The organism is Arthrobacter sp. BE255 (assembly GCF_031457335.1).
Classification (GTDB): Bacteria; Actinomycetota; Actinomycetes; order Actinomycetales; family Micrococcaceae; genus Arthrobacter.
The window spans coordinates 244,917-267,699 of the sequence record NZ_JAVDWK010000005.1 but is presented as its reverse complement, the minus strand read 5'-3'; the positions used below and the strand labels follow the sequence as shown (position 1 = coordinate 267,699).

Sequence of the window (22,783 nt, the reverse complement as noted above, 5' to 3'; positions counted from 1 at the left end):
AAATTCCTTTGGTCAACGCTATTGGGCCGCGTAGAGCGATTTTGCCTGGGCTTCCAGGTTCTTCACGTCGACGCTTCCGTCCTTGATGAAGGACTGCAGTGCGGGGATCATCACGTTGTTTGCCATGGCCGGCAGGGCATCGCGGTCCAGGAACTGGCTGATGTACTTGGCGTTGGCAATGGTGTCAGCGCACTTCTTGTTGAGCGGGGAGTACTTGGACGTGTCAGCGCCCTTGACCGTGGCGATGTTTGATGTGTCCACGGCCGCATAGGCGTTTTGGCCTTCCGCGGAGCCCATAAAGGCCAGGAAGTCGTGTGCCGCCTGGTTCTGGCCACCCTTCTTTGACAGCAGCAGTCCGTCGATGGGAGCTTCCACGGCGTCGGTCCCCTCCATCGCAATTTCCGGGAACGGGAAGAAGTCGATGTCGGCAAGCACTGCAGGATCCGTGAACTGCTGCGTGACGAACGAACCCAGGAGGTACATGCCGGTCTTCTTTGCCTCAAGGGCCTTGGCTGCGTCCTGCCACGTCTGCCCCAGGGCGGCCGGGTCCTGGAATGGCAGGAGCGCCTTCCAGGTGTCGAAGACGTCGCTGACCTTCTTTTGGTCCCAGCTCTCCTTGTGGGCGGTCAGGTCGATGTGGAACTGGTACCCGTTGAGGCGCATGTTGATGTAGTCGAAGGTGCCCATGGCCGGCCAGCCGTCCTTGTCGGCGAAGCCAATCGGAATGATGCCGTCAGCCTTCATCTTGGCCGCCAGGGTTGTCAGCTCGTCGAACGTGGCCGGGACTGCATAGCCCCGTTCAGCCCAGAGGCTCTTCCGGTAGAAGAAGCCCCAGGGGTAGTTGTAATTGGGGACCAGGTACATCTTGCCGTCGGGACCGGTGGAAGCTTTCTTCATGGCGTCGGAGAAGTTGCCGCCGATCTTCTCCCAGACGTCGTCGACGGGAGCCAGCAGGCCCTTCTCGGCGTAGTACTGCATGCGGTAGCCGGCAAACCAGGTGAAGGACTCATCCGGGCTGCCCTGCAGGTAGGAGTTGATTTTGTTCTGGAAGTCGTTGTGGGGCACCACATTGGTCACGACGTCGATGCCGGACTTCTTGGTGAAGGCGTCCGTTACGGCCTTGTAGGCGTTCCGGGGTACTTCATCGGAGGAGCCGGAACCAAACGTCAGGCTCTTCGACGTGGCACCTGGTGCCGGACCGGACCCTCCGGTGCAGGCCGTCAACAGTGGGAAGCCTGCCACGCCGACGGCGCCGATTCCGAGCGTCTTAAGGAAGGTTCGCCGGCCAGGGCCGGCCCCTTCGGCCGCCTGGAACGGGCCAAGATGTGTTGCCATGACTACTCCTTTGTGGATGGTGGTTCTGTGCGCCTCGTCGCGCACCTGCATCGTGTTTTTCGGGGAATTCAGTAGCTTCAGTTTGCGCCTCGGAGAGGCGGAAAGTCGGCCGTTTCTTTTAAGTCTTTTGCGTCCGGAACTTCTCAATGTTCACGTAAACATCAACTTGTAAGAAGTTTACGTAAACATAGGGGCGTTGGCAATAGGCTGCAATGCAAGATGGCCCGCCGGGTGGCGGGCCATCTTGCATTGAGTCAGTGGCAGGTCGCAGCGCTGTACGCGGCTTCCTTGGTCACAGTGACGGGCTGGCCATTTACGGTGCCCTTGGCCTCTACCGACACCACGCCGGCCTGGATGGACACGGCCCGGGTGGAGAAGGCATGCACCGCGTTCTTGCCGGGTTTGACGGCAGTGAAGGCCTTGGTCCCGAAGGCTGACGTGAACTTGACCTGGACCGAAGTCGCTTCATTGTTTGTCGCCTGGACGTTCACCACAGCCTTGCCCGAAACGCACTTGGTGGTTGCCACCGCTGTGACGTTCAGGGCCGGCGCCGGCGGCGGGGTCGACGCCGGAACCGGGTTGGCGATGATCAGCCAGCTGAGCTGCACGTCCGGTCCCCTGGTGGGGCTGAGCGCGAAGGTCAGCTTCCCGTCATTGCCCACGGTGACGTTCTGGTAGGCGGCGGACTGGTACTCGCCGCTGTAGTCGTGGTCGGCTTCGACAACCGCACCGTTGACGGTTACCTTGGCGCCGCGGTCGTCCCACTGGGCCCACGGGTCGTAGTAGCCGGCGTAGACCGTGTACGTCCCGGGGGCGAGGTCACCGAAGCGGTACGTCAGGTCCCGTCCGCCGGCCGCGTACCGGAGCGTCGTGAAGATGTTGCCGTCAGCGGTGCCTGTCACGGCACTGCCTTCACTTTCGTAGCCCCACGCTTTTCCAGTGACCGGGTCTGCCCCGTACGGCTGGTCGGCGACGCTGTTCAGGACGGAACCCTCCTGCGGCTCCGCGGCATTCATCAGCGCTGTCCAGTCTGCCGTTTGTTGCCCGCCGGCGTTCACTGCGTAGCGGACTCCTTCGGGGACCACCGGGATGGTCCGGGTGAAGGTCCGGTTGCCGAAACCTGGGAGCGTGCCGGTGGCGGTGATGATGCCCACGGTACTGGTGCTGCCGGTAACCTGCCAGGTCACGGGCTGGGACGAGCTCTGGCCGTTCTGTGCGACAGTCACGGTGTTGACGTTGAAGGCCGCACCGACAGCAAGGCTGCTGGGAACTCCGGTGACCTGCCACGCAGAGTTGGCATCGAGGTCTTCAAGGCGCCATTCGGACGGAGACTGGACGCTGATGGTCTTTCCGCCTTCGCCCATCTGGATGGGCAGCCAGACCATGGGCGCGGTTGCCAGCGCTTGGTCCGATCCGCCGTTCCAGCGGTCGCCCATGTAGATGAACTTGCCGTTCGCTGCATCGACCGGGATGACCGAAGACGGCTGCGAGTTGTTCGAGTTCCAGGCGACGTCGCTGCTGAACGGGTTCGGCATCTGTGTCCACTGGCCCAGGATGCTGGTTGCTGTGCCGTACTCTGACGGATTCGGCGACCAGCCGGTTGTTCCCGAGGTGATGATGAAGTAGCGGCCCTGGTACTTGAAGATGGCCGGTGATTCGCGGGATACGTTGACGAAGGCGCGCCGGAAGTCGACGCCCTCCACGGCCGTATCCGGCGAGGCGGACAGGTAGGTGTAGTCAGCGTTGAGTTTCGAGATGAACATGGTCTTGTTCTCTTCGCTGGAGTAGATGATGTAGCCGGTGCCGTCGTCATCAACGAAGAGGTTCATGTCCCTGGCCATGCCGGGGTTGTTCGGGGCGAGGTTGGTGGGATCGCCGGCAGCTGCCTTGTGCAGGCGGTAGCTGTCGATGTACCGGAACGGGCCGAACGGTGAATCGGAAACTGCGACACCGGCATTGGCCTTGGCGTACTGCGCGGTGGACCATTCCGAGGGACCATCGGCGTGGACCCACATGACCCATTTGTTGGTTACCGCGTTGTAGATGACCTTGGGCCGTTCCAGGATGGGCGGGGTTTCGCCGTTCGCCGGAACGGTTCCGAGGTCACGGTAGACGGCGTTCTTCTGCTCGGTGGTGTAGCCCGAGTACAGGTTCTGGAAGTAGGGATCATTGGTGAACTGGTCCGGGGAGGACATCGCCTTGAGGGCTACGCCTTCGTCCTTCCAGTTGTAGAGGTCGTAGGAGCTGTAGCCGTGCACGCCCGGCGACGAGTGGTAGCCGTTGGTGCGGTCTTCCCCGTACAGGTAGTAGATCGTCCGGCCTTCCGCGTCCTTGGACGTGACCACCTGGCCGCCGTGGGCCTGGATGAGATTGCCGTTGTTGTCCCGCCACTCCTGGCCGGGCCGGAAGCTCGTGTAGCCGGTGCCGTCACTCGCGGTGCGCAGCGTGAATGCCTGGTTCGCTCCTCCGTTCGAGGTCCACAGACCAATCCAGGAGCCGGAAGCCGTGGATTGGTTTGATACGTCCAGTACCTGTTCCCGTGCGGCGTTGAGGAGGCTGAACGACGTTCCGTCCGTGGTGTTGAAGAGCCACTGGGCCGAGGCGTCCGCAAGAGCTTCCTGGTCGGTGACGGTGCTCAGGACGGTTCCATTGGCATCGGCGGCCAAAGCGCGGCCGTCAGCGAGCCTCAGGACAAAACGGTCACGGGTGGTGCCGTCTTCGTCAGCGATGCGGGTGGCGGTCCACACCTGAGTGGGTGAGGCGACGGAATCGCCAAGAACCGTTGCGGGTGAGCCGTTGGAGGCTGTCACGGCACGGCCGCTCTGGACTCCGACGAAGCTGTAGGACTGTCCGTCCTGGACGGCCGGCGCATCGGCGGCGACGCCGGAAGCCCCGTTGACCACGAAGGTCGTGACTGACTTGGCGGGAACCGTGAGGGTTGCAGAACGCGTTCCGGCGTCGACTGCGACGGCGGTGCCGCTCACCAGCGCGTTGGCCGTGGGGCTGCCCGCGGGAGACTCAGTGGTGGTCACCGGGGTGACGGTGGCACCGGCACCGATCGTGGCGAACCTGGACAGGTCCAGCTTCACGGTCTTGGCCTGGTCGGAATCGTTCGTGTGCACCATAACAAGCCCGGAACCGTCGTTCTTCAGCGCAGACGTGGTTTTGCCGTCGCTGGTGGGGATGATCCGGTCGCCGGGTTCGATGTAGTGGGTGAAGTTGCGGATGGTGTTGTATTTGGAGTTCACCTCGGTGCGGCACGAGGGATCTGCTGCACCGTCAGCGATGCGGCGGACGGAGTCGCCGTCGGCATTGCAGTCGAAGTCGATGAAGACTGATCCCCAGTTCTTCTTCTCGCCCAGTTCCATGTTGTACAGGTCTTCAACCGGCTGCCACAGAACCCAGGATTCGGGGTCGAGCTCGCGCAGGTCGTCGGTGATGCGCGTCGCCATGCCCAAGCCGTTTTCGATGCTGTTGGGGTTCCAGGAGTCACCTCCCCAGTTACCTTCCACTTCGCTCATCGACAACGGCTTACCCGCGGCTTTGGCGATGTCACGGACCCGGATGCGGTCCCCTGTGGAGTAGGTGTGGACGTTGAGCTGGCTCACGGCCTGCTTGGTTTCGGGGGTCCAGCCGTTCCAGTCCTCGACAAAGCGGCCCGGGGACGTCTCATCGGGACCGGAAACCTTTGCTTCGGTGGTGGTCCCCTGTTCGGCGAGTTCGGCAGCCATGGCCGTCAGCACCTGCGACTGCAGGGCAGGGCCTGCGTGGGCGCCTTCCTGTCCGCCGCCGTTCGGCAGGCCATTGCCGCCGATGGTTGTCTTCCAGTAGTTGGTGTTGGGCTCGTTGAGCGGGTTGATGGTGTCGAAGCTGATGCCGCTCGACTGCTCCACCTGCTGGGCGGCTGTCTTGAGGTAGTTGACGAACTTGCCGATTGCTCCGGGTTTGATCTGGTCTGCGTTGGGGTCGAGCCCGCCGCTGACGTAACCGCTCTCCGTCATGAAGTATGGCGGCGAATTGCTGAACGCCTCCCACGTGGTCACTTTGTCCTTGATGGCGTCGATCCAGGCCCGCTGCGATGCGTCGGCTTCAAGGTTGTAGTCGGAGGCGTTGTCGCCGGTCCACGCGGCGAGGAACCGGTCCCGGTCGGCGTAGTTCGTTGTGATGGGTCCGGCCTGGTCCGTCAGCCCGACTGCCGGATTCCACCAGCCGGGAACGGCGCCGCCGGGGCGGAGGTAGTCCGGAATGTCAGTGGCGTTGCCACCACCGATGTTGTAGCGGGCAATGTTCAGGTTCAGGCCATCGTCGCCGAAGACCTTCTCTATCAGGTCGGTGCGGATGGCCTCCGGGTAGTTCCCGGTGGCATTGGCCATCCAGACGAGGCTGGTGCCCCATCCTTTGAAGGCCGGTCCGGCCTGGGCCGGGTTGGGCGTCAGGACGACGTCGGGCTCCGCAGCCGATGCCGTGGACGGTAATAGCGGGAGGCCGGTTAAAGCGAGGGTTGATGCGGCGATTGCCGCTGCGATGCGAAAACGCGACGATGCGTTCGAGGTCGACAACATTGTCTAAATCCAATCCGTTCATGTTTACGTGAACATAGATGAGTTTACGTAAACATAGCGCGGCGCCGAGGGTCCGTCAAGGGATACTTTTGGGCGTCTCCCCGCACATGTCAGGCGCCAAGGGGACGTTACGATGTGTGGGTTCCGTTGTTCTGCCTTGATCGGCGCTGGAGGATGAAGACCAAATGCTGACCTCACGGCTCATCCTGGCCAGCATGGCGTTCCTCGTGCCGGCCGCCGGGCTATCCGGGTTCGCTGTCATCATGGCCCGGAGGATCGTCAAGCGGGGCCCAAAGGACTACCGCCGGGCCGAGGTGACAGAAGACGGAGGACGAATCCGCATCGATTTGGATGACTACACCAAAGTCCCGGGCGACTTCGGCGTGTTCGACCCCGCGACAGGGAAGTACACAGTGGTCGGCGAGGTCACGCTGATCGATGAGGATCGAAAGTACGTAGAGCGCCGGATTGATCCGCCCGGCTCCGCGCCGGGACGTCTGGGGCCAATCGTCGATTGGACCCCGGATGTGTTCTTCGAGCCTGCGGCCGTCGGCGGACGCTACGAAGAGGTGGACGTCCCCACCGCCTACGGTGCGGCGCCTGCATGGCTGTTCGAGGGAACCACGGACGTATGGGTGGTCCACATCCATGGCAGCTGGACGGACCGCTCAATCATGTTCCGAGATGTCCACGCTTTCAGTTCATTGGGATTCACCTCCTTGGTTCCCACCTTTCGCAGCGACCCGGAGGTCAGCCCACCACAGGCCGAATCGAGTCACCTTGGGCAAACTGAATGGCGTGACGTGGAAAGCGCTGTGACCTACGCCGTAGCACATGGAGCCAGGCGCATCATCCTCTCCGGCTGGTCGATGGGTGGCACCATTGCCTTGCTCACAGCGGAGCGCAGCGCCCACCGGGACCGGATCGCAGGGATTGTCCTGGTAGGGCCCGTCACGAGCTGGCGTAAGACCATCACGGCAGGGGCGGCGCGGGCCGGCGTCCCGGCGATTGGTGCCGGCCTTGTTATGCGCCTACTGCAGACTCCCCCATTTGCGAAGATGCTCGGGCTGGAGGAACCAATCGATTTCAATGCACTTGACTGGGTCGATGTACCTAACCGGGTGGAAGTCCCCACCCTGGTCTTGCACTCCAGCGCAGATCAGGAGGTTCCCTGGGAGATTTCGGCCGCGTTCCAACGCGCGAATCCGGCCACCGTCACCCTGATTCCCCTACCCGAGGCGCACCATACCCAGGAGTGGAATGCCTCGCCTTCTACCTTCACCAACGAACTCACGAGTTGGATCAGCAAAACGATCTTGACCGAGCAAGGCTAGGTCCGAGTGTCCAGCTTGGCCCCAATGTGGCTGATCCTGCCCTGAACAGACTCCGGGAAGTCCAACAAGTTCACTCGCCCGTAAAGCATTACCCGGCTCAGTAAGCCTTCACGCGCTGTTCCACGATGAGATGGATGAGGGCGAAGACGCCGTCCTCATCGATGGCGGCCAGGGCGGCGTCCAGGGCGGCGGGAACATCCCTGTCTTCCGTGACGGTGATCCCGAAACCGCCGAAAGCCCGGGCCATCAGGCCGAAGTCCGGATTCTTCAGTTGGGTCCCGGATACCCGTGCGGGATAGTGCCGCTCCTGGTGCGTGCGGATGGTGCCGTATTCCTGGTTGTCCATGACGATCACCAGCGGCGTGGCCCCGTACTGGGCCGCCGTGGCCAGCTCCTGGCCGTTCATGAGGAACTCCCCGTCCCCCGCGATGGTGACCACCCGGCGCCCTGGGTCGGAAAGTGATGCCGCGATGGCCGAAGGCACCGAGTAGCCCATCGAGCCGTTGCGGGCACTGATCATGGAGGCGTAGCGGCGGGTAGGGAAGTAGCGGTGGGCCCAGTTGGTGTGCTCCCCCGCACCAAAGGTCACCATTGAGTCCTCCCTCAGCCTCGGCACCAGGTTGGCCATCAAAGTGTCCATCCTCGCCTGCCCCGCCGACGGCGCAGCCGCAGGCAGCGCGGCGAACCGCTCCTGCTCGCCCCGCATCCGGTCCGTCCACGCTTTCCACTCCTCCTTCACGGGCAGGTCGATACCCACCAGGTCGCGGACAAAGGCCTCGGGCTTGGCCAGGATCTGCCGTGAAACGGCCCCCGACCGGCCACGGAGCGAGGGATCTACGGTGACCAGGAAGTTCTTTTTGTTCCAGTCCTGCCGGCACACGAATCCGTCCGTAATCACGTCGCCCGGCACGGTCCCCACAAATACCAGGAGGTCGGTCTCCTCGAGCAGGTCGTACGTGGGGCGGGGGCGGCCATACCCAATGGGGCCCACATAGGAGGGGGAATCGAAGGAGACCGTTCCCTGCGTCCGCCATTCGGCTGCGGCCGGAATATGGTGCCGTTCCAGCCATCCGGTCAGCTGGTCCGCTGCGGCCTGCGTCCAGTCGTTCCCGCCGGTGACAAAAAGCGGCTTGCTGGCCTCTGCCAGGGCGGCCTGCAGGGCGGCGGCGTCGGTGCTGCTCATGCCGCCGGCCGCCACCGGGATGGCGGGGTGCAGCGTCGGGTCGACCTGCTGCCGGATGATGTCCTCCGGCAGGCCCACCACCACCGGGCCCGGCCGCCCGCTCATGGCCGCAAACATCGCTTCGGCCACGATCTCGGAGGCCCGCTCCGCGTGGTCCAGGACCATAACGCGCTTCGCGCCGGTGTCGAACCAGGCCTTGATGTCGAACTCCTGGAACGCCTCGCGGTCCCGGTGGGCGAACGGGATCAGGCCGACGAACAGCAGCATGGGGGTGGAATCCTGCCACGCGGTGTGCAGACCCACATGCGCGTTGGCTGCTCCGGGCCCCCGGGTCACCATCGCGATGCCCGGGCGCTGGTTCATTTTGCCGTCGGCCTCGGCCATGTAGGCGGCGCCGCCCTCATGCCGGCAGACGACCGTTTCAATCTCCGACTGGTGCAGCCCGTCCAGGACGTCCAGGAAGCTCTCCCCGGGAACCACGTAAGTGCGCTCGACCCCGTGCGCCACCAGCGAATCGACAATGACATGCCCGGCCGATTTCAGTGCCGGGCGGCCACCGGCTTTTGGCCCGTCCAGGTGGCTCGCCTGCGGGGAGCCTTGATCGGACATTACGACGGCGGCGGGCTGGGTCTCGGATGCGGTCAGGGTTGCTTCGGTTTCCGTTGTCATGGGCTTTCTTTGGCTGTTCGGACTGGTTGGCGTTCGTGGGGATGGTGCGGGGTTTATCTGATGGGCGTGGGGTTGGCGATGACGGGGGCGGTGCCGGTGAAGCCTTCGCGGGTTTCGGCGATGTCGCGGATGCGTTGGCGGCAGGCGTACCAGCCGGCGACCATGAGGGCGGAGGCGATGGCGGTGACGAGCATGGTCAGGGGTGAGTCGATGAAGACCATGATCAGCACGCTGGCCAGGAAGAGCAGGGAGAGGTAGCCGGTGTAGGGGGCGCCGAACATGCGGAAGGAGGGGCGGGTGAGCCAGCCTTTGTCGGCCCAGCGTTTGAGCTGGATCTGGCACAGGACGATGGTTGCCCAGGTCATGATGATGCCGACGGAGGCGATGTTCAGGACGATTTCGAAGGCCTGGGCGGGGACGAGGTAGTTCAGCGGGACACCGAGCAGGGAGACGCCGGCGGTGATGGCGATGCCGCCGTAGGGGACGCCGGCTTTGTTCATGCGGGAGGCGAATTTGGGGGCGGAGCCGTTCACGGACATGGAGCGCAGGATCCGGCCGGTGGAGTACAGGCCGGCGTTCAGGGAGGAGAGTGCGGCGGTGAGGACCACGAGGTTCATGATGACGTCCACGCCCTGGATGCCGATGGAGCCGAAGAACGTCACGAAGGGGCTGACGCCTTTTTCGTAGGAGGTGTAGGGCAGCAGCAGGGCCAGGAGGATGACGGAGCCGACGTAGAACACGGCGATGCGGAAGACCACGGAGTTGATGGCTTTGGGCATGATCTTTTCGGGGTTTTCGGTTTCGCCGGCGGCGGTGCCGACCAGTTCGATGGAGGCGTAGGCGAACAGGACGCCCTGCATGAGGATGATCATGGGCAGCAGGCCGTTGGGGAAGATCCCGCCGTTGTCAGAGAGCAGGCTGATGCCTACCGGCTGGCCGTCCACGGGGGTGCCGAAGATGACGAAGTAGGTGCCGACGATGAGGAAGACGACCAGGGCGGCGACCTTGATCAGGGCGAACCAGAATTCGAGTTCGCCGAAGACCTTGACCGAGACGAGGTTCAGGGCGAGGACCACGAGCAGGGCGATCAGGGCCCAGGCCCATTGCGGGACGGCCGCCATCCAGGGGATGTAGTGGCCGAAGAAGTTCATGTACAGGGCGGCGGCGGTGATGTCCACGATGGTGGTGGTGGCCCAGTTGATCCAGTAGAACCAGCCGGAGACGAACGCGGCTTTCTCGCCGAAGAATTCACGGGCGTAGGAGACGAACGAGCCCGACGAGGGCCGGTGCAGGACCAGTTCGCCCAGGGCCCGCAGGATCAGGAACGCGAAGAAACCGCAGACGGCGTACGCGATGACCAGGGACGGGCCCGCGGCGTTGAGCCGGCCGCCGGCGCCCAGGAACAGGCCGGTGCCGATCGCACCGCCGATCGCGATCATCTGGATCTGCCGCGGTTTGAGGTTCTTGTGATAGCCCTTGTCCTCCGCGTGCAGCGACGACTCGCTGGCATGCGCATGGCCGCCGTCGATTTGTGTCAGTACAACCTCGTCATTGGGGTTGATGGGCATAGTTGATCCTTTCGATACGGAGAAGATCCTGCTGGATGGGGGAAAGAAGTTGGGGGTGTCGACCCGGAGGGTCAGAAAGCGGGTTAGAAAACGGACCAGCCGGTGCGGTCGGAAAGGTCGGCGAGGGCGGCGGTGCCGGCAAGGGAATTTCCTTTGGCGTCCAGCCGCGGGCTCCAGACGCAGATGGCACACACGCCCGGAACGATGACCAGGATGCCGCCGCCCACACCGCTTTTTCCGGGCAGTCCCACGCGGTAGGCGAACTCGCCGGCGGCGTCGTACATCCCGCACGTCAGCATGATGGAGCCGATGCGTTTCGCATCGCTGGGAGACAGCACGGTTCCGCGCGCCCCCTGGCCGTCCCGGGCGAGGAAGAGCCCTGCCTTGGCGAGTTCCACGCAGGTCATCATGATGGAGCACTGGCGGACGTAGTTTTCCACCACTGATTCGGCCGTCTGCGTCAGGTTGCCGAAGTCCTTCAGGAAGTGCGCCAGGGCAAGGTTACGGCTGCTGCCGGCGAGCTCGCTGGCTGCGGCGGCCTCATCGATGAAGGGCCCTGTGCTGCCCGCCTCGGCGGTGAGGAACCGCAACAGCCGGGCGGCGGCGTCGGGCGTTTCTTTCATCAGGTGGTCCGTGACCACGAGGGCGCCGGCGTTGATGAAGGGGTTCCGCGGGATGCCGTGTTCCACTTCCAGCTGGACCAGGGAGTTGAACGCGGTGCCGGAGGGTTCGCGCAGCACGCGGGACCACAGCGTTCCTGAGCTGTCGCCTCGAAGGGCCATGGCCAGGGTGAAGACCTTGGAGACGCTCTGGATGGAGAACGGGACGTCGGCATCCCCGGAGCTGAAAACGTCGCCGGAAGCGGTGGCAACGGCGATCCCGAACCTGTCGAACGGGACGGCTGCCAGAAAAGCGATGTTGGCCGGCACAGACCCGGTTTCCGTACGTGGCCTGTGGCTGCGGACGATGTCGTCCAGTATCGGGTCCAACGGCGGCGCCTTGAGTGCTGTGGTCATTTCCTGCCCAGTTGTTCTTTGTGTGTGCCGGCCCATTCCTGGATGTGGAGCAGGGCCACCAGCGAGTCACGGGGGTTGCCGAAGTCCAGGCCAGTGGCCCGGGATGCCTTGCTGATCCGGTAGTAGACGGTGTTCTTGTGCAGCTTCATCCTGCTGGCGCACTCGGCGACATCGAGTGAGGCTTCGAAGAACGCGTACAGGGTTTCCGCGAGTTCCCCGTCCTGCCGCAACAGTGCAGACAGGCTGCGGTGGCGGAACGGGGAGGACGTGAAGTTCTGGACTGCCTCGCGGAAGAGGATCTCCGGCTCGAAGTCGTCCACAGTGGCAACCGCCGTGTCCGGAGACGCGCCGACGCAGCTCAACAGGGCCCCGGTGATACGGGTGGTTGAGTGCAGGGACAGCAGGTCCGGGACGACCGGACCGACGGCGGCGAACGGACTGATGCCGAGGTGCTTTCCGGCATCCCGGACGATGGACTCGGCCAGGCTCCGCAGCCCGGGCTCCGCGGCAGTTGACTGCAGGCCCGGGACTATCACGGCGGTGTCGCCCTTGAACTGGCCCACGACGGCGGACGCCTTGAAGGCGGCGGCGTGGATGGACGCAAGGTTGGCGAGTTCGCCGTGCTTCAGTGCTGCGTCGTCGGCCTGGGCTTCGGCATCGGACATTCCTATCAGGATCAGCGCCGCCGGACGCTCGGCAGGGATCTTCTCACTGTGGGCACTGGCCGCGGCTTCCGCCGAACCTGACAGGATCCGCACAATGCGGTCTTCGCGCATGTGTACGGACTGCTGGTTGCGGTAACGGATCAGCTCGGCGGAGGCCCGTGCAGCTGATCCGTTGAGCACGTAGTCAACGTCCGCGCCGAAGCCCGCCCCGGTTTCCTGGAGCCAGATGTAGCCCATGATCCGGTCCCCGGCGAACAGCGTGATGGCAACCCGTTCCCGCAGACCGTCCTGGGGCCTGGCTGGTACCCGCACCGGCAGCCGCGTCCGGTGCAGTTCACGGTAGGCGCCCAGGTCCTTGAGCAGCAGCTCGTATTTACGCGGACCGCGCCGGGCCAGGATGGAGGCCTTGCGCAGCTCGTCGATGTCGTTCGAAACGGTGGAGTATGCCAGCACCTTGTTGGCGGCGTCCTCGATGAGCACGTGGCTGGAGGTGAGCCGGGCGGTTGTCTGGGCGATGGCAAACAGGTCCTCTTCCAGCAGCGTCAGCACTTCGCTCTGGTAGGTGCGCGGCTGGATGCGGTCCTTCGCGATGGACAGCAGCCGGTCCCAGTCCGCCGCCGGATCCAGCAGGAGCAGGCCCGTGCCGGCATCGCGGAGCAGCTCTTCGGCTTCGGCGAGCTCTTCGCGCTTTCCCTTGACGGCCACCACCGGCGGAGGGTTCTTCATCAGCCGCCGCAGGGCGGGCAAAGCCGAGCGGCCGCGGACGCCGATCAGCAGGACAAAGGCGGCGCCGCCGTCGGACGTTTCATCATCCGCGTCCAGGATCAGGAACCGTTCGATCGCTGCGCCGGCCGGGGCAGGCCGGAGGATGAGGCTGGCGAAACCCACAGGGAGGTCCGAGAGGATATCGTCCACCGTAACCGCTGCCATGGGCTTCCTTCTGCGTCGAACCGGCCGGACGGCTCTGTCCGGACACCTCATGCTATCGAGGCAGGCTCCCGCAAAATATGTAAGCGGACCCAAAGGCAGGGGCAGCTTTTCGGTTGGCTGCCCAAGTTCGGAAGGTCCCTGGCCCTGTATGGCCACCGAAGGCCCGAAGCGGCTGTCAGCGCAGCCTCCCCGGCGGCAGCCCTCCGGAAGGGTGTACTGACAGAGCCTCCCGCCGGTCTTCGCGCGCAGTTAGCGTTGCTGGGACGGGGGCAGCCCGGCCTTTGCCTGGGCGTGCGGGCGGCTCCCTCCCTACGACGACACAGGAGCATGACACATGGACAAGCGCACCCTGGGCACCGGCGGCCTGGAGGTCTCCGCCATCGGACTCGGCTGCATGAGCATGAGCGGCGGCTACAGCGACAGGCCGGACCGGCAGGAAATGATCTCGCTGATCCGCACCGCCGTGGACCGCGGCGTCACCTTCTTCGACACCGCCGAGATCTACGGCCCCTACGCCAACGAGGAGCTGGTGGGAGAGGCCCTCGCACCGTACCGGGACGAGGTGGTGATTGCCACCAAGTTCGGCTGGGACATCGATCCAGCCGAACGCAGGGCGAGTGGGAAGGTCACCAGCCGCCCCGACGTCATCAAACACGTTGTCGACGGCTCGCTCCAGCGGCTCGGCGTGGACGCCCTGGACCTGTACTACCAGCACCGGGTGGACCCCGCCGTCCCCATCGAGGACGTGGCAGGGGCGGTGAAGGAACTGATCGACGCCGGAAAGGTGAAGCACTTCGGGATGTCCGAGGCCGCCGCGGAGACCATCCGCCGGGCGCACGCGGTCCAGCCCGTGACCGCCGTCCAGAGCGAATACTCGCTGTGGTGGCGGCGCCCCGAAGAAGACGTGCTGGCCACGTGCGAGGAACTCGGCATCGGCTTTGTGCCGTTCAGCCCCCTCGGCAAGGGCTTCCTCACCGGCACCATCGGCACCTCCACCACATTCGAGGCCGGCAACGACATCCGCGCCACCATCCCCCGTTTCACCCCGGAGGCGATGGAAACCAACCGGGCCGTGGTGGACCTGCTCACGGGAATCGCAGAGCGTAAGGGCGCCACCCCGGCCCAAGTGGCCCTGGCGTGGCTCCTGGCGCAGAAGCCATGGATCGTCCCGATTCCCGGCACCCGCAAGCTGCACCGGCTGGACGAAAACCTCGGCGCCGCGGACGTGACCCTTTCCACGGACGAGCTCACCGAGATCCAGGACGCCGCATCACGGATCCAGGTGCAGGGCGGCAGGTACAACGACGCCGGAGAACGGATGACCAACCTCTAGGCAGTGCGGACTGCCGGGCAGCCCAGGCGGCATTCCTTCCGTCGGACATCCGCCTGATCGGAAGCCCCCACGCGAGTTGAACTCCAGCGCGGGGGCTTCCAGGCTTCGGGTTTGGGGAACAATCGAAGCCGAATTCAATGTACTGGCCCCCAAGGAGCGCCCTGACCAATCCGGGCCGGTTCCGGGAAATCTTGAGTGAACCTTGAGCCGCGCGTCATCCAGGCCGGGCCGCCAAACCGCCCTTGCCATTCCCCCGATCAAACCGGCCGCAGTGACGTGATCATCCGCCGGATGTCCCGGTACTCCGCGGTCTCCATGTATTTCTTGGCCTGCTCCAGGTACGGCAGGGACGCGGCGCCTGGCGTCACGTTGTTCTCCGGATTGTAGAACGCGCCGAACATGGCAGCAGTGGGCGGCCAGTTGAAGAAGTGGAAGATGCACGACGCAGAGTCCCCCGTGGGTGCCGGGACAGAGGTGATGCCGTACGCCGCGGCGGGAGTGTCGGCCGGACCCGAGGCCGTATCGTTCCCGCGGGTCTCGTAGACGAACCGAGGTGCCGCACCACCCTGCGCCAGCAGGGGCAAGTCCTCAGAATCCAGCACCGAGTACGGGTACCGGTCCAGGCACGTGGACCCGACGGCCATGTTGGTCCGAAGAGTCGCCAGCGGCTTGCCGGCCTGGTTGATCACCTCAGCGAAGGCGCCGCCGCCCTCGGGAAGCTCCCCCGCAGGATCCTTCACGCTCCACGCCGCCGGGTGGTCAAACGTCAACTGCCCGTCCACCGTTGTGTAGCCGGTCCAGGAGGCCGACGCCGGTGTGCTGGCACTCGGCGAGCCGGTCGCCGTCGGCATCGCAGTTGTTGTTCCCGTCGCGGAGGTGACGGCGGCGCTGGGACCCGACGTCGTCGGCCCCGCCTGCGGGCCGCAGCCCGTGAAAAGCAAAGCCAGCAGAATGGCTGTGGGAAAAACCGCGCCTGACGCGGCCGGACTGCGCATCACACCCTCCTTGGGGTCTGGGTTAGGTCCTTAAATTGTGGATCCGGCGAGCGCGCCAGGATCCACCCGCGGGCCGATTGGCGCCGAACTGTTGCGGCGATAACAAAACACTCGCGCCCTCCGGCAGCCCTTCCGCCACATGAAGTTCCGATGAAGCCGCATTGCGAAACATGGCGCAGGGTTGCCCGGCTTGGCCTTTTACTGCGCGTTCCGTGGCGTCATAAGTAGCCCGGTTTCGTCCCGTTTAGCTTCCGTTGCGGGGTGCTGGCCAAGGCGGTGCAGGCCGTGTTTAGGTGGTTCCACAGCGCAGGCCAGGCCGGTCCCGCGACAAACGCAGCACGAACAGGAGGACTCCGATGCCGTATACATCCACCCGCATTACTGGCACCCACACCTTATGTTCTTGCTGTCGCCCCCGGCACTGATCCACCTCCGCTGACCGGCGTCAGCGTCCCAGATTCCCCTTCATCCCGCTCCGTGGCATCGCCCGGGGCCTGCCTCGCTGCGCCCTCCTCCCCATGCCGCTCCCCCCAACACCGAAGAAAGGCCACCATGTCCTTCGCTGCATCGTCCGTGCCTCCCTCCACCCAAGGGCCTTCCACTTTTTCCCGGCGCCGCGCCCTGGGCGCCCTGCTGGCGCTGCCCGCACTCGGCGTCCTGACTGCCTGCGGCGGAAGCGCCACCGCCGGCAATGCCCAGCCAACCCAGGCAACATCCCCGCTCGCCACCACGGTTCCCGCCGGCACCACCATCACCGTGGGTGACCCCACCGTCAAGGTTGCCCTGGAGCTGTCCGGCCTGATCAAGGAACTGGACTTCAACGTTGAGTTCGCCAACATTTCCGGCGGCCCGCAGACCACCGAAGCGTTCCGGGCCAACGCCCTTGACGTCGGCTCCGTCGCTGACATCCCGCCGATCCACGCCACCTGGACCGGCCTGGACGTGCGGATCATCGCCAGCGTCTTCCGGCAGGACGCCGTAAACCACCCGCTCTACGAACTGGGCATCGCCCCCGGGGCTGAAATCACCTCGCTGCAGGACCTGCGCGGCAAGAAGGTCGCCTACAGCCCGGGCCAGGCCCAGGGCGCCCTGGTCCTGCGGATCCTGGAGAAGGCTGGCCTCAACCAAGGCGACGTGAAGCTGGTGGAGCTGCCCAGCACCGGCGACACCTACTCCACGGCGCTGTCCAGCAAGCAGGTGGACGCTGCACCGCTGGGCGGAGTCCAGATCAAGCGCTACCTCTCCAAGTACGGGTCCGACGGCGGCTCCACCCTCCGGCACGGCCTGCGCGACGATCCGGGCCACCTGTACTCCCCCGCCAAGGTCCTGGACGACCCCGCAAAGGCCGCCGCGCTCGCCGCGTACGTCGAGGTGTGGGGCAAAGCCAAGCGCTGGATCGAGGACCACCCCCAGGAATGGCTCGAAGGCTACTACGTCAAGGACCAGGGCCTCTCCCGCGAGGACGGCCAGTACCTCATCGACGCCGCGGGCAAGGCGGACCTTCCGCTGTCCTGGACCGAAGCCATCGAACGCCACCAGAAAACCATCGACCTGCTGGCCAAGGAACAGAAGAAACCGGAACTCGTGGCCAAGGACCTCTACGACACCCGCTACGAAGCCATTGCGGGCACGGCCTTCGCCGCGGCCGGAAAGGGCGGTACCGCATGAGCGCCGCAACCGTGGAGCGCACCGCCGTCGCACCCCACCAGGACCCGGCACTCGCCGGCCGTGACGACGTTCGGCCCACCGGCCGCCGGCTGGGACCCGGACGACGACGGCGGCTCGCCTGGCTGCTGGGCCCCTCGGCTCTGCTGCTGCTCTGGACAGCCGCCTCGGCGACAGGGCTGCTGGACCCCCGCATCCTCTCCGAACCCTGGACCGTGGTGGCCACCGCCGGCGAACTGATCGCCGACGGCAGGCTGCAGGAGAATCTCGCGATCTCCGCCCAGCGCGCGGGCCTGGGCCTTTTCTTCGGCATCGTCGTCGGAGCACTGCTGGCCCTCGTCTCCGGTCTCAGCCGCACGGGCGAAGCACTCATCGACGGGCCGGTGCAGATCAAACGCGCCATCCCGGGCCTGGCCCTGATCCCGCTCCTCATTCTGTGGTTCGGGATCGACGAGACCATGAAGGTCCTCACCATCACCCTTGGCGTCTTCGTCCCCATCTACCTGCAGACCCACGCAGGCCTGCGCGGAATCGACCTGCGCTACGTCGAACTGGCACAGACCGTGGGGCTGGGCCGGGCCGGCTTCATCCGCAAAGTGGTCCTCCCCGGCGCCCTGCCCGGCTTCTTCCTGGGCCTGCGGTTCGCGGTCACCGGGGCCTGGGTCTCCCTGGTGGTGGTGGAACAGATCAACTCCACCAGCGGCATCGGCTACATGATGGAGCTCGCCCGCACCTACGGCCAGACCAACATCATCGTCCTCGGGCTCGCCGTCTACGGCATTCTCGGCCTGCTCTCCGACGGCATTGTCCGCTTCATCGAACGAAAGGCTCTCTCATGGCAGCGCACCCTGGCGGGCTGACCGCCGTCGCACCGTCCTCCCGTACACATGCCCGCGCCCGCACCACGGCTCCCGCGGCGGTCCCCACGGTTTCCGTACGCGACCTGATCCGCGGCTTCGGCCCCAAGGGCGTCCTGAACGGCGTGGACCTGGACATCGCCCCCGGCGAGTTCGTGGCCTTGCTCGGACCCAGCGGCTGCGGCAAGTCCACGCTGCTGAGGGCGCTCGCCGGGCTGGACCACGACGTCAAAGGCAGCGGCGTCATCAACGTCCCGGACCGCGTCTCGGTGGTCTTCCAGGACTCCCGGCTCCTGCCGTGGGACACCGTCCTGGGCAACGTCACCCTGGGGCTTCGGGATCACGACGCCGACACCAAGGCCCGCAGGGCACTCGCCGAAGTGGGGCTCGCGGGCCGGGAAAAGTCCTGGCCGCACGAGCTGTCCGGCGGCGAGCAGCAGCGCGTCGCGCTGGCCCGCTCCCTGGTCCGCGAACCGCAGCTGCTGCTGGCCGACGAACCGTTCGGTGCCCTCGACGCGCTGACCCGGATCAAGATGCACGGCCTGCTCCGCGAGCTCGTGGCCGCGCACCGCCCCGCCGTCCTGCTGGTCACCCACGACGTGGACGAGGCCATCGCCCTGGCCGACCGGATTGTGGTCCTGGACAGCGGCCGCGTGGCCACCGTCCGGACCGTGGCCCCGGAAATTGGCACCGCGGTGGACGCCGCCGGGCACGAAGCCCTGCGCCGCGACCTGCTCACAGCCCTCGGCGTCGACGTCAACGTCGCCAGCCACTAAATCACTTCACCCTCACCCCCTTAGGAGCACCATGAGTTCCCAGAATCCCGATTCCGCCCAGCGCACCCTCCACCTCAACGCCTTCCTGATGAGCACCGGGCACCACGAGGCCTCGTGGCGGCTGCCCGAAAGCGACCCGCATTCCAGCACCAAGGTGGAGCACTACAAGCAGCTGGCCCGCACCGCTGAACGCGGCAAGCTTGACTCCATTTTCTTCGCCGATTCTCCGGTCCTTTTCGGCGAGGTGGGCCGCCGCCCGGCCGGGAAACTTGAGCCCACCGTGCTGCTGACCGCCATCGCCGGCGCCACGGAACACATCGGGCTGATCGCCACCGCCTCCACCACCTACAACGAGCCATTTAACCTGGCCCGCCGCTTCGCGTCCGTGGACTGGGTCAGCGGCGGCCGCGCCGGCTGGAACGTGGTCACCACGGCCGGTCCCGATGCCGCCCGCAACTTCGGCGTGGACGACCAGCCCGCCCACGCGGTCCGGTACGAGCGTGCCGCCGAGTTCATCGAGGTGGCCCAGAAGCTCTGGGACAGCTGGGAGGACAACGCCGTACTCGCGGACAAGGCCGACGGCGTGTGGGGCGACTCGGAGAAAATCCGCACCATCGACCACGAAGGAAAGCACTTCAAGGTCCGCGGCCCGCTCAACGTCCCCCGCTCGCCGCAGGGGCACCCGCTGATCGTCCAGGCCGGCTCCTCGGAGGACGGCAAGGACCTTGCCGCCCGGTACGCGGACGCCGTCTTCACCGCGCACCAGACCCTCGCCGACGCGCAGGAGTTCTACCGGGACCTCAAAGCCCGGACCGCCGCCGTCGGACGTGATCCGGAGACCATCAAGATCCTTCCCGGCATCGTTCCGGTCATCGGGGCCACGGAGGAAGAGGCCCAGGCGCTGGAACGTGAACTGGACCGGCTGATCAAGCCCGAATACGCGCGGATCCAGCTGGCCAAGACCCTGCGCGTTGCCCCCGAGGACCTGCCCCTGGACCGCCAGCTGCCGGACAACCTGCCCAGCGAGGACGAGATCGAGGGCGCCAAGAGCCGCTACACCCTGATCGTCCAGCTGGCACGCCGCGAGAAGCTCACCGTCCGGGAACTGATCGGGCGCCTCGGCGGCGGACGCGGCCACCGGACGTTCACCGGCACCCCCGTCCAGGTTGCTGACGCCATCCAGGAATGGTTCGACGGCGGCGCAGCGGACGGCTTCAACATCATGGCACCCGTGCTGCCCTCAGGGCTCGAGACGTTTGTGGACCAGGTGGTGCCCATCCTGCAGGAGCGCGGACTGTTCCGCACCGAGTACACGGGCCGGACGCTGCGTGAGCACTACGGCCTGGAGCGTCCGGACAACCGTTTTGCCGGCGCGACCGCGGCGGAACTGGCCTCGATCGGATCGGCGTTCTAGTGGGGCGGCAGCTAAAGCTCAATCTGTTCATCTACCCCGGCGGCCACCACGAAGCCGCCTGGCGGCACCCGAAGTCACAGCCGGAACGGCTGCTGGACATCCGCTTCTACCAGGAGCTGGCGCAGCGCGCGGAGCAGGCCAAGCTGGACGCCGTCTTCTTCGCGGACGGGCCGGCGCTGGAGAGCAACGTGCAGTACGCCACCAGGTTCCGGCTGGAACCCTTCACCTGGCTGTCCGCCATCGCCGTGGCCACCGAACGGATTGGCCTGATCGGCACCGCCAGCACAACGTACCTGGAGCCGTACAACGCGGCCCGGCTGTTCGCGTCGCTGGACCATCTCAGCGGCGGCCGGGCGGGCTGGAACATCGTCACCACCGGCGCCGAACGGGCCGCCCGGAACTTCGGCCTGGACGAGCACCCGCCGCACGCTGAGCGTTACTCCCGGGCGGACGAATTCGTCCAGGTGGTGGGCAAGCTCTGGGACAGCTGGGAGGACGGGGCGGTGGTGTCCGACGCCGGCACGGGGGTTTTCGCCGACACCTCACGGATCCATCCGATCGGGCATGCGGGCGAACACTTCCGCGTGGAAGGTCCGCTGAACACCCCGCGGTCCCCGCAGGGCCGTCCGGTCTACGTGCAGGCAGGCTCCTCTGCCGACGGCAAGGCGTTCGCGGCCCAGCACGCGGAAGCCGTGTTCACCGCGCACCAGACCCTGCAGAGCGCGCAGGACTTCTACGCCGACATCAAGGCCCGGGCATCAGCGGCCGGCCGGGACCCGGAGAAGCTCCTGGTACTCCCCGGCATCAGCCCCTACCTGGGTTCCACGGAGGCCGAAGCCCGAGCACTGCGGCAGGAATTCGACGAGCTGACGCAGCCCGAATACGGGCTTGGCATCCTGCGCAAGCTGCTGGGCGTGGACCTCGACGGGCTCAAGCTGGATGGGACGTTCCCGGAGGAGCTGCTGGCCGCCGCGGGCCGGGAGGGCAGCCGCAGCCAACTGCTCCTGGACACCATCCGCCGGGAACGGCTCACCGTGCGCCAGGTGCTGCACCGCTTTGCCGGTGCCCGCGGCCACTACGCCGTGGCGGGAACCCCAGTGCAGGTGGCCGACGAGATCCAGCAGTGGTTCGAAAACGGCGCCGCCGACGGCTTCAACATCATGCCGCCCTGGCTGCCCGGCGGCTTCGAGGCCTTCGCCGACGAGGTGGTCCCCATCCTGCAGTCCCGCGGCCTGTTCCGCACCGAATACACAGGCCGGACGCTGCGCGAACACTTCGGGCTGGAACGGCCCGATAGCCAATACAGCCAGCAGCTTCAACACACTCTGCAACTTCAAGGAGCATCCGTATGACCGACTACCGCATCCTCGGCGCCACCGGCCTCAAGGTCAGCCCCCTGACCCTGGGCACCATGATGTTCGGGGCCATCGGCAACCCGGACCACGACGACTCCATCCGCGTCATCCACCGGGCCCTCGACTCCGGCATCAACGTGGTGGACACCGCGGACGTCTACTCCCAGGGCGAGTCCGAAACCATCGTGGGCAAGGCTTTGAAGGGCCGCCGCGACGACGTCGTGCTGGCCACCAAGGTCCACGGCCGGCTCGGCGAGGACGTGAACCAGGCCGGCAATTCGCGCCGCTGGATCATCCGCGCCGTGGAGGACAGCCTGCGCCGGCTGCAGACCGACTGGATCGACCTCTACCAGGTGCACCGGCCGGAGCCGGACACCGACATTGACGAGACGCTCGGGGCGCTGTCCGACCTCGTCCGGCAGGGCAAGATCCGGTACATCGGAACGTCCACGTTCGAGCCGGGACAGATCGTGGAGGCCCAGTACGTGGCCCGCGACCGCCACCGGGAACGCCCGGTGGCGGAGCAGCCGCCGTACTCCATCCTGGCGCGCGGTGTGGAACGTGAAGTCCTGCCGCTTGCCCAGCGGCACAGGCTGGGTGTGCTGCCGTGGAGCCCGCTGGCCGGCGGCTGGCTGTCGGGCCGGATCAGGCCCGACGGCGGCCACGTCACCTCGAGCCGGGCCGCCCGGCAGCCTGCGCGGCATGATCCGTCCACCGCCGAGAACGCCCGCAAGACCCAGGCGGTGCTGGAGCTGACCGAACTCGCGGACCAGGCCGGGCTGTCCCTGATCCACCTCGCGCTGGGCTTCGTCCTGGAACACCCGGCCGTCAGCTCGGCGATCATCGGCCCGCGGACCCTGGAGCAGCTGGAGGGTGCCCTTGGCGCGGACAAGGTGAGCCTGTCCCCCGATGTGCTGGACCGGATCGACGAAATCGTCCCTCCCGGCACCACGCTGAACGCCGCGGACAGCGGCTACCAGCCGCCGTCGCTCATTGATCCGTTGCTGCGGCGCCGCAGCCGCTGAGGCGGCCGGGACTGCCGCTCCAAGTACGCATCGATTGCTCCGTAAGTGCCGTTCTGAGCCACTAAAAGGGCGCTTATGGAGCAGTCGATGAGAGGTGGGAC

15 protein-coding genes are annotated in these 22,783 nt (G+C 65.9%); 8 read left to right on the top strand and 7 right to left on the bottom strand.

What is annotated here, in order from left to right:
* Positions 1 to 18: 18 nt before the first annotated feature.
* Positions 19 to 1,335, bottom strand: a complete 1,317-nt coding sequence (locus J2X42_RS11615) for an extracellular solute-binding protein (protein WP_310165247.1) — start codon at positions 1,333 to 1,335, stop codon at positions 19 to 21.
* A gap of 254 nt (positions 1,336 to 1,589) precedes the next feature.
* Positions 1,590 to 5,897, bottom strand: a complete 4,308-nt coding sequence (locus J2X42_RS11610; RefSeq protein WP_310165244.1) for a family 43 glycosylhydrolase — start codon at positions 5,895 to 5,897, stop codon at positions 1,590 to 1,592.
* A gap of 215 nt (positions 5,898 to 6,112) precedes the next feature.
* Here J2X42_RS11610 and J2X42_RS11605 point away from each other — a divergent pair, with 215 nt between their 5' ends.
* Entirely contained in the window at positions 6,113 to 7,231 is a 1,119-nt protein-coding gene (locus J2X42_RS11605; protein WP_310165242.1) for an alpha/beta fold hydrolase, read from the top strand.
* A gap of 97 nt (positions 7,232 to 7,328) precedes the next feature.
* On the opposite strand, the gene J2X42_RS11600 is transcribed toward J2X42_RS11605, so the two are convergent.
* The 4 genes from J2X42_RS11600 to J2X42_RS11585 all read right to left on the bottom strand — a co-directional run bounded on the left by J2X42_RS11600 (position 7,329) and on the right by J2X42_RS11585 (position 13,262).
* A complete protein-coding gene (locus J2X42_RS11600; RefSeq protein ID WP_310165241.1) occupies positions 7,329 to 9,083 on the bottom strand; it encodes a thiamine pyrophosphate-dependent enzyme in 1,755 nt (584 codons plus the stop codon).
* Positions 9,084 to 9,136: 53 nt separating this feature from the next.
* Complete coding sequence (locus tag J2X42_RS11595; RefSeq protein WP_310165238.1) at positions 9,137 to 10,651, bottom strand: amino acid permease; 1,515 nt, start codon at positions 10,649 to 10,651, stop codon at positions 9,137 to 9,139.
* Between the two features lie 83 nt (positions 10,652 to 10,734).
* Complete coding sequence (locus tag J2X42_RS11590) at positions 10,735 to 11,667, bottom strand: glutaminase (RefSeq protein ID WP_310165236.1); 933 nt, start codon at positions 11,665 to 11,667, stop codon at positions 10,735 to 10,737.
* On the bottom strand, positions 11,664 to 13,262 hold the full coding sequence (locus J2X42_RS11585) for a helix-turn-helix domain-containing protein (protein ID WP_310165234.1): 1,599 nt from the start codon (positions 13,260 to 13,262) through the stop codon (positions 11,664 to 11,666). Before J2X42_RS11585 ends, J2X42_RS11590 begins: the two co-directional genes overlap by 4 nt.
* Positions 13,263 to 13,596: 334 nt before the next feature.
* On the opposite strand from J2X42_RS11585, the gene J2X42_RS11580 reads away from it, so the two are divergent.
* Positions 13,597 to 14,595 (top strand): aldo/keto reductase, encoded by a 999-nt coding sequence (locus J2X42_RS11580; protein ID WP_310165232.1) that lies wholly within the window; start codon positions 13,597 to 13,599, stop codon positions 14,593 to 14,595.
* Positions 14,596 to 14,852: 257 nt separating this feature from the next.
* Here J2X42_RS11580 and J2X42_RS11575 read toward each other — a convergent pair whose 3' ends face one another.
* On the bottom strand, positions 14,853 to 15,590 hold the full coding sequence (locus J2X42_RS11575; RefSeq protein WP_310165230.1) for a hypothetical protein: 738 nt from the start codon (positions 15,588 to 15,590) through the stop codon (positions 14,853 to 14,855).
* A gap of 552 nt (positions 15,591 to 16,142) precedes the next feature.
* On the opposite strand from J2X42_RS11575, the gene J2X42_RS11570 reads away from it, so the two are divergent.
* The 6 genes from J2X42_RS11570 to J2X42_RS11545 are packed head-to-tail and all read left to right on the top strand — an operon-like array spanning position 16,143 to position 22,682.
* Positions 16,143 to 17,258: an ABC transporter substrate-binding protein gene (locus tag J2X42_RS11570; RefSeq protein WP_310165229.1), complete on the top strand. Its 1,116-nt coding sequence runs from the start codon at positions 16,143 to 16,145 to the stop codon at positions 17,256 to 17,258.
* Positions 17,255 to 18,115: an ABC transporter permease gene (locus J2X42_RS11565; RefSeq protein ID WP_310165227.1), complete on the top strand. Its 861-nt coding sequence runs from the start codon at positions 17,255 to 17,257 to the stop codon at positions 18,113 to 18,115. The genes J2X42_RS11570 and J2X42_RS11565 overlap by 4 nt, the downstream gene beginning before the upstream one ends.
* Positions 18,091 to 18,888 carry an ABC transporter ATP-binding protein gene (locus tag J2X42_RS11560; protein WP_310165226.1) on the top strand — a complete coding sequence of 266 codons (798 nt, stop codon included), beginning with the start codon at positions 18,091 to 18,093 and terminating at the stop codon, positions 18,886 to 18,888. Before J2X42_RS11565 ends, J2X42_RS11560 begins: the two co-directional genes overlap by 25 nt.
* Before the next feature lie 31 nt (positions 18,889 to 18,919).
* A complete protein-coding gene (locus J2X42_RS11555; RefSeq protein WP_310165225.1) occupies positions 18,920 to 20,302 on the top strand; it encodes an LLM class flavin-dependent oxidoreductase in 1,383 nt (460 codons plus the stop codon).
* Positions 20,302 to 21,654, top strand: coding sequence for an LLM class flavin-dependent oxidoreductase (locus tag J2X42_RS11550; protein ID WP_310165223.1), 1,353 nt, complete (start codon positions 20,302 to 20,304; stop codon positions 21,652 to 21,654). Before J2X42_RS11555 ends, J2X42_RS11550 begins: the two co-directional genes overlap by 1 nt.
* A complete protein-coding gene (locus J2X42_RS11545; RefSeq protein WP_310165222.1) occupies positions 21,651 to 22,682 on the top strand; it encodes an aldo/keto reductase in 1,032 nt (343 codons plus the stop codon). Before J2X42_RS11550 ends, J2X42_RS11545 begins: the two co-directional genes overlap by 4 nt.
* The last annotated feature ends 101 nt before the right edge of the window (positions 22,683 to 22,783 follow it).

Excerpts from the sequence above, each read along its gene's own strand:
- J2X42_RS11570 (WP_310165229.1), top strand. The coding sequence starts at position 16,143 with ATGTCCTTCGCTGCATCGTCCGTGCCTCCCTCCACCCAAGGGCCTTCC.
- J2X42_RS11590 (WP_310165236.1), bottom strand. The coding sequence starts at position 11,667 with ATGACCACAGCACTCAAGGCGCCGCCGTTGGACCCGATACTGGACGAC.
- J2X42_RS11615 (WP_310165247.1), bottom strand. The coding sequence starts at position 1,335 with ATGGCAACACATCTTGGCCCGTTCCAGGCGGCCGAAGGGGCCGGCCCT.
- J2X42_RS11560 (WP_310165226.1), top strand. The coding sequence starts at position 18,091 with ATGGCAGCGCACCCTGGCGGGCTGACCGCCGTCGCACCGTCCTCCCGT.
- J2X42_RS11595 (WP_310165238.1), bottom strand. The coding sequence starts at position 10,651 with ATGCCCATCAACCCCAATGACGAGGTTGTACTGACACAAATCGACGGC.
- J2X42_RS11580 (WP_310165232.1), top strand. The coding sequence starts at position 13,597 with ATGGACAAGCGCACCCTGGGCACCGGCGGCCTGGAGGTCTCCGCCATC.
- J2X42_RS11565 (WP_310165227.1), top strand. The coding sequence starts at position 17,255 with ATGAGCGCCGCAACCGTGGAGCGCACCGCCGTCGCACCCCACCAGGAC.
- J2X42_RS11600 (WP_310165241.1), bottom strand. The coding sequence starts at position 9,083 with ATGACAACGGAAACCGAAGCAACCCTGACCGCATCCGAGACCCAGCCC.
- J2X42_RS11585 (WP_310165234.1), bottom strand. The coding sequence starts at position 13,262 with ATGGCAGCGGTTACGGTGGACGATATCCTCTCGGACCTCCCTGTGGGT.
- J2X42_RS11605 (WP_310165242.1), top strand. The coding sequence starts at position 6,113 with ATGGCGTTCCTCGTGCCGGCCGCCGGGCTATCCGGGTTCGCTGTCATC.
- J2X42_RS11555 (WP_310165225.1), top strand. The coding sequence starts at position 18,920 with ATGAGTTCCCAGAATCCCGATTCCGCCCAGCGCACCCTCCACCTCAAC.
- J2X42_RS11610 (WP_310165244.1), bottom strand. The coding sequence starts at position 5,897 with ATGTTGTCGACCTCGAACGCATCGTCGCGTTTTCGCATCGCAGCGGCA.
- J2X42_RS11545 (WP_310165222.1), top strand. The coding sequence starts at position 21,651 with ATGACCGACTACCGCATCCTCGGCGCCACCGGCCTCAAGGTCAGCCCC.
- J2X42_RS11575 (WP_310165230.1), bottom strand. The coding sequence starts at position 15,590 with ATGCGCAGTCCGGCCGCGTCAGGCGCGGTTTTTCCCACAGCCATTCTG.